The organism is Malaciobacter canalis (assembly GCF_008000835.1).
Taxonomy (GTDB): domain Bacteria; phylum Campylobacterota; class Campylobacteria; order Campylobacterales; family Arcobacteraceae; genus Malaciobacter; species Malaciobacter canalis.
Map to the genome: position 1 here is coordinate 2,617,411 of NZ_CP042812.1, position 14,720 is coordinate 2,632,130.

At 26.7% G+C, this 14,720-nt stretch carries 11 protein-coding genes and 3 tRNA genes; 6 read left to right on the forward strand and 8 right to left on the reverse strand.

Going from position 1 to position 14,720, the window contains the following annotated elements:
* The gene (locus ACAN_RS12905) at positions 1–2,160 is read right to left on the reverse strand and encodes a type I secretion system permease/ATPase (protein ID WP_228150668.1); all 2,160 of its coding nucleotides are present in this window, start codon (positions 2,158–2,160) and stop codon (positions 1–3) included.
* Positions 2,161–2,246: 86 nt separating this feature from the next.
* Complete coding sequence (locus ACAN_RS12910; protein WP_099335205.1) at positions 2,247–3,632, reverse strand: TolC family protein; 1,386 nt, start codon at positions 3,630–3,632, stop codon at positions 2,247–2,249.
* A gap of 119 nt (positions 3,633–3,751) precedes the next feature.
* Between ACAN_RS12910 and ACAN_RS12915 the strand changes: the two genes are divergently transcribed.
* On the forward strand, positions 3,752–4,456 hold the full coding sequence (locus ACAN_RS12915; RefSeq protein ID WP_099335204.1) for a response regulator transcription factor: 705 nt from the start codon (positions 3,752–3,754) through the stop codon (positions 4,454–4,456).
* Here the strand turns inward: ACAN_RS12915 and ACAN_RS12920 are convergent.
* Both ACAN_RS12920 and ACAN_RS12925 read right to left on the reverse strand, forming a co-directional pair.
* The gene (locus ACAN_RS12920; RefSeq protein WP_099335203.1) at positions 4,453–5,490 is read right to left on the reverse strand and encodes an AI-2E family transporter; all 1,038 of its coding nucleotides are present in this window, start codon (positions 5,488–5,490) and stop codon (positions 4,453–4,455) included. The two genes, ACAN_RS12915 and ACAN_RS12920, sit on opposite strands and share 4 nt — an antisense overlap.
* Positions 5,491–5,502: 12 nt before the next feature.
* Positions 5,503–7,389 (reverse strand): sensor histidine kinase, encoded by a 1,887-nt coding sequence (locus ACAN_RS12925; protein ID WP_099335202.1) that lies wholly within the window; start codon positions 7,387–7,389, stop codon positions 5,503–5,505.
* A 174-nt stretch (positions 7,390–7,563) separates the two neighbouring features.
* Here ACAN_RS12925 and ACAN_RS12930 point away from each other — a divergent pair, with 174 nt between their 5' ends.
* On the forward strand, positions 7,564–8,004 hold the full coding sequence (locus tag ACAN_RS12930; protein WP_099335201.1) for an META domain-containing protein: 441 nt from the start codon (positions 7,564–7,566) through the stop codon (positions 8,002–8,004).
* 55 nt (positions 8,005–8,059) lie between these two features.
* On the opposite strand, the gene ACAN_RS12935 is transcribed toward ACAN_RS12930, so the two are convergent.
* The 4 genes from ACAN_RS12935 to ACAN_RS12950 all read right to left on the reverse strand — a co-directional run bounded on the left by ACAN_RS12935 (position 8,060) and on the right by ACAN_RS12950 (position 9,374).
* Positions 8,060–8,135: transfer RNA gene (locus tag ACAN_RS12935), tRNA-Cys, on the reverse strand.
* Between the two features lie 33 nt (positions 8,136–8,168).
* On the reverse strand, positions 8,169–9,089 hold the full coding sequence (locus ACAN_RS12940; protein ID WP_099335200.1) for a DMT family transporter: 921 nt from the start codon (positions 9,087–9,089) through the stop codon (positions 8,169–8,171).
* Positions 9,090–9,186: 97 nt separating this feature from the next.
* Positions 9,187–9,275: transfer RNA gene (locus ACAN_RS12945), tRNA-Ser, on the reverse strand.
* A 12-nt stretch (positions 9,276–9,287) separates the two neighbouring features.
* Positions 9,288–9,374, reverse strand: a tRNA-Leu gene (locus tag ACAN_RS12950).
* Positions 9,375–9,574: 200 nt separating this feature from the next.
* On the opposite strand from ACAN_RS12950, the gene ilvD reads away from it, so the two are divergent.
* From ilvD to ACAN_RS12970, 4 genes are all read left to right on the forward strand, one after another.
* Positions 9,575–11,263 carry a dihydroxy-acid dehydratase gene (ilvD, locus tag ACAN_RS12955; RefSeq protein ID WP_099335199.1) on the forward strand — a complete coding sequence of 563 codons (1,689 nt, stop codon included), beginning with the start codon at positions 9,575–9,577 and terminating at the stop codon, positions 11,261–11,263.
* A 119-nt stretch (positions 11,264–11,382) separates the two neighbouring features.
* Positions 11,383–12,798, forward strand: coding sequence for a Do family serine endopeptidase (locus ACAN_RS12960; protein ID WP_099335198.1), 1,416 nt, complete (start codon positions 11,383–11,385; stop codon positions 12,796–12,798).
* Positions 12,799–12,808: 10 nt separating this feature from the next.
* The gene (locus ACAN_RS12965; RefSeq protein WP_191287737.1) at positions 12,809–13,489 is read left to right on the forward strand and encodes a response regulator transcription factor; all 681 of its coding nucleotides are present in this window, start codon (positions 12,809–12,811) and stop codon (positions 13,487–13,489) included.
* On the forward strand, positions 13,486–14,706 hold the full coding sequence (locus ACAN_RS12970; RefSeq protein ID WP_099335196.1) for an ArsS family sensor histidine kinase: 1,221 nt from the start codon (positions 13,486–13,488) through the stop codon (positions 14,704–14,706). Before ACAN_RS12965 ends, ACAN_RS12970 begins: the two co-directional genes overlap by 4 nt.
* Positions 14,707–14,720: the final 14 nt, after the last annotated feature.

The window sequence follows — 14,720 nt, forward strand, 5'->3', positions numbered from 1 at the left end:
TTATTTACCTAACTTATTAAATACTTCTTCTTTTGGCCCATCAAGTATTATTTTACCATCTTCTACTATTATTACCCTGTCAACTAATTGCAATAATGAAGTTTTATGAGTAACTACAATTAAAGTCTTATCTTCAATAATATTTTTTATTCTATCTATAAACATTTTTTCTGTTTGTCTATCCATAGAGTTAGTAGGTTCATCTAACATCAATATATTTGGATTTGAAATAAGTGCTCTTGCAAGTGTAACAGCTTGTCTTTCACCACCACTTAATCCCTCTCCTCTTTCTCCTACAATTAAATCATACCCAGCTTCATGTTTACCTAAAAACTCATTTAAACCAGCAACTTTTGAAGCTCTTAATAGCTCTTCATCAGAAACATACTGCTCACCAATTGTAATGTTATCTTTAATTGTACCCATAAATAAAAATGGTTCTTGAGGAACTGCACCTATGGCTTGTCTTAAATCAACTGGATCTATTTGTCTAATATCTACACTATCAATTAAAACTGAACCTTTAGTTGGTTCATATAAATTCATAATCAATTTTAACATTGTTGATTTACCTGAACCGATTTTTCCTAGTATTGCTACTCTCTCACCTTGTTCTATTTTTAAATTTATATCTTTTAATGTTTGGTGATTTTGATCTTTATAGGCAAATTGAACATCTTTAAACTCAATAGTTCCTGATAAATTTGGTCTACTTATATAAGTTTTATTCTCTTTTTCAACTGGCATTTTCATAACTTCATCAAGATTTTCTAAAGAAAGCATTGTTTTGTCATATTTTATTATCATCCCAACAAGTTGTGAAACAGGTGAGATAACTCTACCATTTAATATCATTGCTGCAATAATAGCACCCATTGTCATCTCTCCCTCACTTGCAAGATAAACACCAGCTGCTACAATTAATATATTTGAAAACTGTGAAATAAAAGCAGTGAAAAAAGTAATCGTTTGAGATAAGAATTGTCCCTTGTCTGCATAATGAATTGTTTTATTAACTGATTGATCCCAATGTGTTCTCATTCTATTTTGGGCTCTAATACTTTTTATAATCTCTAAACCTGTTACAGTTTCAATTAAAGTTGTATGTTTTATTTGTTCTTCTTTTACTGACTTTTCAATTATCTCTTTTAAAGGTCTTTGCATATACCAAGAAACCAACATAGAAATTACAACTGTGGCAATTGTAATATAACCTAAGGGTCCACCAATATAAAAAATTACTATTATGAAAATAATAACAAAAGGGAAATCAACAGCAGCAGCAATAGTAGCGCTTGTAAAAAACTCTCTTACACTTTCAAAAGATTGTAATCTACTTACAAATTGTCCTGTAGAAGCTGGTTTTGCATTGATTTTTATATTTAGTAGTTGATTAAATATTCTATTTGATATAACAGTATCTGCTCTTTTACTTGCAACTCCCAAAAAATATGACCTTAACATTTTTAAAATAAAATCAAAAAGCATTACTAAAGATATTCCAATAAATAAAACCCAAAGTGTTTCTAATGCATTATTTGGTAAAACTCTATCATAAACATTCATAGTAAATAAAGGTGTTGCAAGAATAAAAAGATTAATAAAAAGAGATACAATAATTACTTGCTTATAAATTCCCCTGTTACGCTTTAATGTTCCCCAAAACCAATCTTTGGGTTGATCAATAACAACCTCTTTTTCAACTTTGTTATTAAAAGAGAATTCAGGTTTAATAATAATCAAACTTCCAGTATATTCAGACTGTAACTTCTCCATACTCATAGTTGTTACACCCTTACTAAGACCTGGTAAGATAACTTGTGCTTCACCATTGTTTATATCATAATCAAGTAAAACACAAGATCTATCTTTTTCAAGTAATAAAACAGAAGGTAATGCTAATTTTGTAATATTAGGAATATCTCTTTTCACAACTTTTGTTGTAAAGCCTATTCTTTGGGAAGCTTGTAAAAACATATCAACATTCATTGAAGATTTATGAATAGGTAGTCCAAAAGTTAAAGATTCAGCTGATGTTTCTCTTTTATGATATTTTGATAAAAAAATCAAACACTCAAGTAAACTATCAACTTCTCTTCTATCTTTTAAATTTTTTAAGCTTTGCTCATCTTGATTTGTATTAATATCTTGCGTATTCAAAAGCCTACCTTTTTAAATTTAAATTAAATTTATTATACAATTAAATTTCTAAAGGTATAATTTCATGTCTTTTTTTGGTCAATATATTATGATTCAAGAAGTTCTTTTAACTCATCAGAAAACTCTTCTTTTTTCCTATCAGGTGAAATTTCATAGACTTTTGCTTTTATATTTTTACAGTTTTGATTTTTTGATTTTAAAATTGTATCTCCTAATATTGATAAATTATAAAGTAACTCATAATAGTTATCATATAAAGCATATTCTCTTTGAATTAAACTTTGAATTGATTGATAAAGTTCTGTTTGAGCATTTAAAATATCAACAAATGTTCTAGTCCCTGCTTCAAACTCATTTTTATATACTTCCACTATATTTGCATTTGCATCAATATATTTTTTAAGTGTATCAACTCTTTTTTTATTATTTTGATATTTTAAATACTGGTTCTTTATCTCTTCTACAATTTTATCTGTTATTACATCTAAACTCTTTTTTTGCTCTTGTAAAAAAACTCTTTCTTGCTTATCTTTTATATTATTTACACCACCATTGTATAAATTCCAATCAAAATTAAGTCTTGCATATGTTTCATCTTCTCTACCATTTCCATCTAATTCTAAATCATCATCAATACTTGTTCGAAGTTCAAAACTAATTGTTGGTAAAAAAGAGGCTTTATTTTGTGCTATTTTTTCCCTTTGAACTTTTATTTTTTCAATTTGCTCTTTAATTTGATAATTACTAAGAACTGCTTTTTTTAGTAAAGTTTCCATATTTGAAGGAAATACACTTTCATCGATAGCAGGTCTACAAACTTTTTGAGTTATATCAACTCCTACATACTTTTTCAAGGCATTTAATTGATCTTGTCTGTTACTTTGCTCTTCATAAAACTTATCTTTTGCAAAATGTAATTTTGATGAAACTTGATATGTTTCAAGAACTTCTCCACTTATTTGTTCTTTCTCTTTTGCAATAGTTAAGTTATTTTGATTTGTTTTAATCATACCATCTGACAATGCAATTAATTCATCATATTTTACTAAAGTAGTATAGGCTTTTGTAGTTTCTAAAACTATATTCTCTATTGCATTTAAACTTCTATACTTATTTGCTAAATCTTGATGTTTCATCTCACTTATTTCACTAGGAGTTAAGCCACCATCATAAATAAGTTGTCTTAAAACAAGTGCTGCATTATACCCATCTTTCCTATTATCAGTGTGCTCTCTATCATCATACTTATCTTTTACTCTTGACTTTTCTAAATATGCATTAAAATCTAGTGTTGGTAGATATTTACTTTGTTTTTCATCAACATAATATCTATAAGCTTCTTGGTTTTTTCTCTCTGCTATTACATCAGGATTTGAAATCAAAGTCTTTTGAATTGAATCTTTTAAGCTAAATCCATAAGAAGATACATTTAAAATAAGCAATATACAGTAAGTTAATAATAATTTTTTCATGTCTTGCCTTTATATTTTTTGAATAATATTCAAAATTATTTCAAATTTTGTATTTAAACTAACTTAAATTAATATATTATATAATTAAAAACGTTATTCAATGAAGATAAAGGATAGACTTGAAAAATCAAGAAATTAATGAGATTCTCAATAGCCTTACTATTGCATATGTAGAAGATGAAAAAAATATTAGAGAAAATATGAGCAAAACGCTAAATCTTCTTTGCAAAAACTGCATAGAGTTCCAATCTGCTGAGGAATTACTTGATTATTTTCACAAAAATTCTGTGCATATAATAATCACAGATATTAATCTTCCAAATATGAATGGCATAGAATTAATAAAAAAAATAAGAGAAAAAGATGAAAAAATACCTATCATTTTACTTACAGCTTATATTGAAACACAATATTTATTTGATGCAATAAAATATAAAGTTGTTGAATATTTACCAAAACCTATTGATTATGAAACATTGATTCAAGCACTTTTAAAAGCTACAAAAGATTTTGTCAATAATGGAAGCTATATAATAAAAATAAATAAAAAATTATTTTTTAATGTATTAAATAAAGAGTTACTAACTATTGACAAGGAAAAAATACCATTAACACCAAAAGAGTTAAAATTACTAACTCTTTTTATAAAAAATAAAAATAAAATAGTTACTCATGAAGAGATAAAAAATCAAATTTGGGAAAACTCTTATGAAGTAACAGAGTCTGCTTTTAAAAACTTAATAAATAAATTAAGAAATAAAATAAGCAAAGACTCTATTGTAAATATTTCCAAAATAGGATATAGATTAAATATCAATGACTAAATTCTAGAATTTCTTCTACTCAAATCTGAAAGTAATACTCCAATCCATCTTGTATTATTAGCTGATTCAAAGGCAATTTTTAAAGTCATAGTAATTGGAACTGCTAAAAACATCCCTACAATTCCAAGTATCCATCCCCAAAAAATAAGAGAAAAGAAAATAATCATAGGAGAAAGCCCAAGCTCTTTACCCATAAATTTAGGTTCTAAAACATTACTAATTGTTATATTTATAATCATATAAATAACAATTAACCAAATAGTAACTTCAAAATCTCCTGAGACAAGAGATAATAAAACAGCAGGAATAGCTGCAACTATTGAGCCTACAACAGGAATGAAGTTAAACAAAAAGGCAACGACTGCCCAAAGTATTGGATAGTCAATATTAAAGAAAAATAGAGTAACAAAAATTAAACTACCAGTTAAAAAACTAGTAAAAGTTTTAACAATAAAATATTTTTGAAGGTTCTGAGAGAATAATCTAAAATTTAATAATCTTGTTTTATCTTTATTGAATATAACTTTTAACTTTTTTTCAAAAACTTTTGTTTCAGATAATATAAATGCAACTCCTATGAAAACCAATAAAGCTTTTGAAAAAATAGAGCCTATATTTCCGATTATATCTGTAGTAAATTTAAAAAAGTAACTAAAATTGATAGCTTTTAAAATCTCATCTTTGTTTACTGTAAAGCCAAACTCTTGTGCATAGTTTATTAGTAAAACAATTGAGTCTTTTATTTTTTGCTCATAAGCTGGTAAATTTATTGCAAAATTAGTTAAAGAAGAGTTTAGCATATAAGTTAAAAGTAGTATCAGTACTGCTAGCACTGAGATTAAAATCATATATGCTAAAAGTTTAGGAATTTTTTTTGCAGTTAAGAAGTTTAAAAAAGCTGATAAGATTGAAGCAATAAATATTGCTAATAAAAGTATAATAATAACTTCTGAAGCAGCTTTAAATCCAGATATTATAATAACCGAAGTAGCTATATAAAAAAAATAATATTTCAAATTTGTTTTTTCTAACATTTTTGTCCTAAATTAATAAATTGGTATTAGTATTGTAAATTTTGCACCTTTGTACAGTTCATCTTTATACTCATATTCGATATTTTCTGCCATTAATGTACCATGTAAATGCTTAGAAATTATTTCATGACTCATATAAAGACCTATTCCTGTTCCTATGCTTTTATCTTTTGTAGAAAAATATGGTTCAAATACTTTTGAAATAAACTTAGCATTAATTCCTCCAGCATTATCATAAATTTCTATTTTAAGATTTTCTTCTACTTTTTTAGCATTTATAAATATATATCTTTCATGCTCATATTTTATAAGTTCATCTCTTGCATTATTTAAAATATTTATTAATACTTGCAAGAACTCATTTTCTAAAGTTTTAAAATTTATATCTTCAATATCTTGTATTATATAAATACTTTTTGTTTTAAACTGTGCTTCTAAAAGTTTAAAAGTTTTATTAAATAACTCTTTTATATTTGAATCTACTTCTGTTTTTGTAGGACTAAAAAAGTTTTTAAAATCATCAATTGTTTTAGATAAATATTGAGCTGATTCATTTATCTTTGCTGTTGCTTCATAAAACTCTTTATCAGATAAATTATCTAGCTCTTTTTGAAAACTAATTCCTGTTGCTGCTGTTGAAATAATAGATAAAGGTTGTCTCCATTGATGGGCTATATTTGCAATCATCTCTCCCATACTTGCCATTTTAGACTGTTGAGCTAAAATATTTTGTTGATTTTCAATCTCTTTTTTATATGATTTAAATTTATCTTCTAAAAGTTTAGATATATATATTGAAATTACTAAAAACAGTAAAGACAATGCACTTGAAATAATGATTACATTAGTAATATATGAAAAAAACTTCTCATTTAATTCTTCTTCTTTTTTCATTAAACTTTGTTCTATATCATCTTGATAAAACCCTGTTCCAATCATCCAATCCCAATTATTTAATCCTTTTACAAAGCTAATTTTTTTAGTTGGTAGATTTGTTTTTGGCTTTTTATATTGAATATAAGAGTAATATCCCTCACCATTTTGAGCAATAATCTTCATATCTTTAAGTACTCTATGGATATTTTTTCCATCTTCTATATTTAATACATTTTCTCCTATGTTATCTTTTCTAATATGGCTTAAATAATTAAAATCATAATCAATTATAAATATATATCCAAAATCTGAATATCTTACTAAATTAACATACTCTAAAACTCTTTTTTTTACTTCTTTTTCAAAATCATTTATATACTCACCACTGCCAATCACAACATCATAAGGTTCAAAATATTTATAAAAGCTTATTTTTTTGTATGGTTTTTTATCATTGGGCTTATACCAATAATATGTATCAAATCTTTCACTTTTTTCATTTATTGTTTTTATTATTGTTTTTACAAACTTATAACCTTTTGCATCCTCAAAATTTGATAAGTTTTTTCCTTCATACTGTTTATTTAAAGATTGTAGTTTTTTAGTTCCTGTTTTATCATCTATAAAGTAATAACCTCTTCCATTATTAAAAACCATTGAGCCTAAAGTCTCTTTTATTATTTCAAAAATTTCATCTTTTGATTTTTCATCTTTGTATTTATTATACAAATTAGTTGCAACTGCATGAGCTTCATAAACTCTTGATTTAATTGACTTTTTTAACTCTTTTTCTGTAGATTTTTGCATATGAGTAATATAATTATAAATTCTATGTACTTCTTCTTGAATTAGTTTTTTATTCTTTTTTATATATGTTCTATTTAATATATTTTTTTCTTTTTCATATGTTCTTTTATTTTCTAAGTATAAAAGCAATGTAATTACTAATGACAAAATTATTGTCAATAAAGGAAGACTATATCTGATGATTTTAGTTAATATTTTTTCATTTTTATAATTCACATGAAACTCTTTTTTATTTATGGCTTATTTTATCAAATTTTCACATATTGAAAATTAAAAAATATTTTATTAGTTTTATTAAATATTATTTTCAATCTATTTTGTAACAAAAAAGAAAAAATAATGTTATAATTTTATCTATTATAATATAAAAAACAATGAAAAGGACTTAAAATGAAATATTTTTTGAAACAACTATTTTTAGTACTATTTACAACAATATTTTTAGTTGCATGCGCAAAAAATGAAGTAAAGTTTGAGAATAATGATACTTTAACAAATAGATATTGGAAAGTAATTGAAATAAGAGGAGATAAAGCAGTTGCATTTGATAATCAAAGAGAAGCTCATATAATATTAGATAATGAAAATAAAATAATTGGTTCAGATTCTTGCAATAGAATTTTTGGTTCTTATAAACTTGATGGAAATAAAATAGATTTTTCACACCTTGCATCTACAAGAATGGCTTGTATGAAAGGGATGACTCAAGCACACAATTTTTCAACAGCTTTTGCTTATGTAAAAAGTTATAAAATTGAAAAAAACAGTTTGTACTTTCTAGATGAAAATGAAAAAGTGATTTTAAAATTTGTTTCAGTAAATTTAAACTAGACATAAAAAAAGCTCAAGAAAAAAGCTTTTTTAAGCTGTCATCTTGAGCTTCTTGTGGAGGAGGTAGCCGGACTCGAACCGACGCATACAGGATTTGCAATCCCGGGCATTACCAACTTTGCTATACCTCCAAAAAAGTGGAATAGAATTATAGCAAAGATTTCTTAATTTTGATTTAAATTTTTCCCTTTATTTGCTCTTCTTTCATGCCTTACTAAATATATACCAGCAAAAATTACAATCAGCGCTCCTAAAATAGTAAATTTATCAGGAATTTCACTAAACATAAGCCATCCTAAAATAGTAGCACTTATTATTTCTAAGTATTGAAAAGATGCAAGAGTTGAAGCTTTTGCGTGAAAAAAAGCACTTGAAACAAGAAGTTGTACTATTGTTGTTCCTATACCTAAAATTAGTAAAATCCACCAAATTGAACTATCTATTTTATGAAAACTAAAAACTTCAATATTAAAGCTTTCACCAAATAATATTACAATTGATAAGAAAAAAGTAGCTACAACACCTACCCAAAACTGTAAACTAATACTATTTCCTATATTTGAAGCCATTCTAATAGACATTAAATACAAAGCATAACATATAGCAGAAGCAATAGGTAAAAATGAAGCTATGCCGTATAAAGAAAAGTTTGGTCTTATAATTATAAAAGTTCCAACTAGACCTATTAATACAGCAATTATATGATTATAAAAGATTTTCTCTTTTAAAAATATTACTGATAAAATTGTAAGTACCATTGGCTCAATAAAAAACAAAGCTATATTATTTGCTAAGGGCAAATATCTAAGCCCCCAAAAAAGAAGTATTATAGTTAGTGAAACAAAAAGCCCTAAAAAAATATAAGAAAATCTAAACTTTTGAATTTTTTGCTTTACAAAAAGGCTAATTAAAAAAATAAATACTACTTGCATAAAAAATCTAATCCATGCAATTTGAGTTGGACTAAGTGATGTTGATAAGTATTTTGCTATTGCATCTGTAAAAGGAAGAAGCAAAACAGCTAATAGCATAAATAACATACCTTTATTTACACTTTTTGATTGTTGTAATATATCTGTTTTCATGAGGTGTATTATAATTAAAGTAGCTTATTTTAAAATCAAAGTATAAATAATATTTTTTAAAGTAAAAAAGGGGGGGGGTGAATTAAATTAATAAAAGTGGCAGAGAGTGGGGGATTCGAACCCCCGGAGGCGTGAACCTCGCCGGTTTTCAAAACCGGTACATTCGACCAACTCTGTCAACTCTCTACACTATTATAATGGTGCGAATGGTGAGAATCGAACTCACACTCCGAAACCGGAATGGGATTTTAAGTCCCACGCGTCTACCTATTCCGCCACACTCGCACATTTTGAATTTAAGTTTTAACATCTTTTGAAGTTGTTATTCTTAAATTGGACTGGAATTATAATAGAAAAATTTTTATTTGTCAAGAGTTTTTTGAAAAAAATTAAAAATTTTCTTTTTTTTTATATTTTATCTAAATAAAACACCAAAATTAGTATAATCTCAATTATAATAATTATAGTTACACTAAAGGATAAACATGAGAAGTGATGAAGTAAAAAAAGGATTTGAAAGAACTCCCCACAGATCACTATTAAGAGCTACAGGATTAAAAGATGAAGATTTTGATAAACCATTTATTGGAGTTGCAAACTCATTTATTGAGATAATTCCAGGACATTTCTTTTTAAATAAAGTAGCAGAAATTATAAAAGAAGAAATTAGAGCAAATGGATGTGTACCATTTGAATTTAATACTATTGGTGTTGATGATGGTATAGCAATGGGACATGATGGTATGTTATTCTCACTTCCATCAAGAGAACTAATTGCAAACTCAATTGAAACAGTTATGAATGCACATAAACTTGATGCAATGATTGCTATTCCAAACTGTGATAAGATTGTACCAGGTATGATTATGGGTGCATTAAGAGTTGATGTTCCTACTGTATTTGTTTCTGGTGGTCCTATGGCAAAAGGTTACACAAAAGATGGAAACCCTATTGATTTAGCAACAGCATTTGAAGCAGTTGGTAAATACGAAAAAGGGGATATGAACGAGGAAGAGTTAAAAGATATTGAGTGTAATGCATGTCCAAGTGGTGGTTCATGTTCAGGTATGTTTACAGCTAACTCTATGAACACACTTATGGAAGCTATGGGTATTGCCTTACCTGGAAATGGAACTATTTTAGCACTTACTCCTCAAAGAGAAGAACTTTATAGAAAAGCGGCAAGAAGAGTTTGTGAAATAGCAAAAGATAAACAAAAAACAGAAAAATTTAAATTAAGAAATATTTTAAATGAAAATGCTGTTAAAAATGCTTTTGCAGTTGATATGGCAATGGGTGGAAGTTCAAATACAGTTTTACATATGCTTGCAATTGCAAAAGAAGCAGGAGTAAATTTCAATCTTGAAAATATCAATGAAATTTCAAAAAGAGTTTCGCATATTGCAAAAATTTCTCCATCTTTAAGTACTGTACATATGGAAGATATCAATAAAGCTGGTGGTGTAAATGCTGTTATGAAAGAGATGAGTAAAAGAGGTGACGATATTTTACTTGATAATCTTACAATCACAGGAGAGTCAATATTAGAAAGAATCTCTGATGCATATATTAAAGATACAAATATCATTCATACAATTGATAATCCTTATAGCAAAGTTGGTGGACTTGCAATTTTATATGGTAATCTTGCAAAAGAAGGAGCTGTTATTAAAACTGCTGGAATTACAGGAGCTAGAGCATTAACAGGTAAAGCTGTATGCTTTGATGGACAACCAGAAGCTATAAAAGGTATTGTTGAGGGAAAAGTAAAAGCTGGAGATGTAGTTGTTATTAGATATGAAGGACCAAAAGGAGGTCCAGGAATGCAAGAGATGCTTGCACCTACTTCATTAATAATGGGAATGGGACTTGGAGATAAAGTTGCACTTATTACTGATGGTAGATTTAGTGGTGCTACAAGAGGTGCTTCAATTGGTCACGTAAGTCCTGAAGCTGCTGAGGGTGGTATGATTGGACTTTTAAAAGATGGTGATGAAATTCATATAGATGTTGATAAATATATTTTAGAAGTAAACTTATCAGATGAAGAGATAGCAAAAAGAAAAGCTGAGTTTACTCCACTTAAAAAACCTCTTAATTCAAGATGGCTAGGACAATATAGAAGTTTAGTTACAAACGCAAGTTCTGGAGCAATTTTAAAATCTGACTTATAATTAAAAAAGAAAGGAGAACTTCCTTTCTTTACTTTTATTAACTCTTTGTTAACCTTTGATTGTAAATTAGTTTACACTAAAAGCTTATACTTTTACAATAAAATAAAAAAGGAACAAATATGAAATCAAAACTATTTATAATTTCAACATTAATAGCTACTAATATATTTGCAAACTCTATTGATTTTAATATGGCTCAAAAAGATACTAAAAGAGTATCTCCTACTTCATCAACAGAGTTATTATCTTTTAATTCAAGCGTTAAAGATGCAATGAAATCAGTAGTTAATATCTCTGCAAAAAGACATGTAAATGCAATGGAAAATTTTCCATTACAAATGTTCAATGACCCAATTTTCAAAAGATTTTTTGGTGATCAATTTGGAAATCAATTTCAACAAAGTAGAATTCAAAGATCTCTTGGTTCTGGAGTAATATTATCAAAAGATGGATATGTTGTTACAAACAATCATGTAATAGAAAACGCAGAAGAAATTATAGTAACAATAGGTGATGATCCTACAGAATACAATGCAAAAGTAATTGGTAAAGACGCTGATAGCGATGTTGCTGTTATTAAAATAGAGGGAAATAACTTTGAACCAATCAAGATAGGTTACTCAAATAATCTAAAAATTGGTGATATAATTTTTGCTTTGGGTAATCCTTTTGGAATTGGAAGTACTGTAACTCAAGGTATAATCTCAGCATTAAATAAAAATAAAGTTGGAATTAATAGATATGAAAACTTTATTCAAACAGATGCTTCTATAAATCCTGGAAATTCAGGTGGTGCATTAATTGATAGTAGAGGTGCATTGATTGGTATAAATAGTGCTATTATTTCTAAAAGTGGAGGAAATGATGGTATAGGTTTTGCAATTCCTGTTGCTATGGTAAAAGATGTAGTTGAAAAACTAATAAAAGATGGAAAAGTAACAAGGGGTTATTTAGGTGTAGTTATTGGTGATTTAGATAAAAAACTAACAAGAATTTATAATCACAAAAAAGGTGCATTAATTTTAGATATTTCACCTGATACACCAGCTGAAAAGTATGGATTAAAAAGAGGTGACTTAATCTACTCTATAGACAATAAACCAGTAAAAGATAGAGCTGATTTACAAAATATAATTGCATCTTTTAAACCAAATCAAAAAATAAGTTTACAAATAGAAAGAGATAAGAAAAACTATACATTCAATATTGTTTTAGGAAATAGAGATGGTCTTATAGTATCAACTGCAAACAATGGTAAGTTCTTAGGTGGATTAAGATTAGCAGAACTTGATACAAATATGATGGCAAAATTTAGAATCAACAGAAATATAAAAGGTGTACTAATCACAGAAGTTGAGCCAAAATCAAAAGCTGAAAAAGTTGGTTTTCAACCAGGTGATGTAATTGTGCAAATAGAGGATATGGAAATTGAATCTTTTGTAAACATGCAACAAGCAATCAGAAAGTATAATAATAAACATAAAAGAGTTTACGTAAATAGATACGGACAAACTATTTTATTAGTTATAAAATAAAGGATATGTCATAATAAAAGTACTAATGATTGAAGATGATTTAGAGTTAGCTCAAATCATCAGTGATTACTTAAAATCATTTGATATTGAAGTAACAAATTTTGATAGCCCTTACCTTGGGCTATCAACACTAGAGATACAAAAAGATTTTGAACTATTGATTTTAGATTTAACACTTCCTGAAATAGATGGTCTTGAATTAATACCAAAAATCAGAAAAGTTTCTGATATTCCTATTATTATCTCAAGTGCAAGAGATGATATACTAGATAAAGTTATGGGACTTGAAAGAGGTGCGGATGATTATTTGCCAAAACCATATAACCCAAGAGAGCTTCAAGCAAGAATAAAAGCTATCTTAAAAAGAATCTCTACACAAAAAGAACCTGTTGAACAAACTACTAATAACACTGCATTTACCATAAAAAGTGATGATATGCAAATTAGTTTAAAGCAACAAACACTAAGCTTAACACTAGCAGAATTTGATATCTTAAAGCTACTTATTCAAAGAAATGGAGCAGTTGTTGCAAGAGAAGATTTTATTTATGCAAGTGAACATATTGAAGATGATAGTAGTTTAAAAAATATTGATGTAATAATTTCAAGAATTAGAAATAAAATAGCTAAAATAGATGATTCTAAAACTTATATTAAAGCTGTTAGAGGAATTGGATACCAACTTATATGATTAAAAATATATCTATTTCTAGTTTTATTAATGCAATTTTTACAATCGCATTTGTTGCTATTTTAATTACTTTTGCACTATTTATAAATCTTGATATGCAAAAACACCAAATAACGCAAAAAAATAGATATGAAATCATAGCTGAAAATTTTCTTTCCGTTTTCAATAAAAAACCATCAAAAAGTCAACTAGATAAGCTTTATGAGCAATTTAAAGTAAAACAAGTAAAAAATAGAGAAGAGAAACTAAAAATATTAAATGACGGTTATGAGCTTCTAATAAAAAAGACTTATTTGGGAACTTATAGAATATATTTATATGATTCTGAATACTATTTATATGCACAACAACTTGGATATAATCTAATGCTAAAAGATTTACATTCAAATAAATACAATATTGCTGTAATTATTTTAATACTTGTTTTATCTTTATCAACTATTTTATTTTTATATATTATTTTAAAAAGAAAATTAAAGCCACTTAAAGAGTTAAACTGTGAAATAACAAAGTTTTCAAAAGGTGATTTAAATATAAAGATTAAACCAAAATCAAATGATGAAATTGGTGAAATTGCAAAAAACTTTGATGCTGCAATAACACTTATAAATAATCAAACAGAATCAAAAAATCTTTTTATGAGAAATATGATGCATGAACTAAAAACGCCTATTACAAAGGCTATGTTTATTGCTGAGACTTTAGAAGATGAAAGAAGTAAAATGATGCTTCAAAAAGCTTTTAAAAGAATGGATGATATTATCAAAGAGCTTGCTACTGTTGAAAGAATTACATCAAAAACATCTGTACTATACAAAGAGATTACATCTTTTTTTAATATTTATAGAAAAACTCTTGATATTATGATGATAGAACCATCAAATATCTCTTCAAAGATAAATGATTTTACTTTTGAAGTTGATATAAGCCTTTTTAGTGTGGCCCTTAAAAATTTACTTGATAATGGTATTAAGTTTTCAACAGATAAAAAAGTAAGTGTAATAGCAAATAAAAAAAGAATTGATGTAATATCAAAAGGTTGTGAACTAAAATATAAGCTTGATTATTATACTGAACCTTTTTCACAAGAAGAGAAAAGAGCAGATGGTTTTGGGCTTGGACTTTATATAGTAAAAACTATTGTAAATATGCATAAATATAAACTAAAGTATTCATATAAAGATGGTTATAATTACTTTTCAATTATAACAGCGTAGTTATTATTTTATAA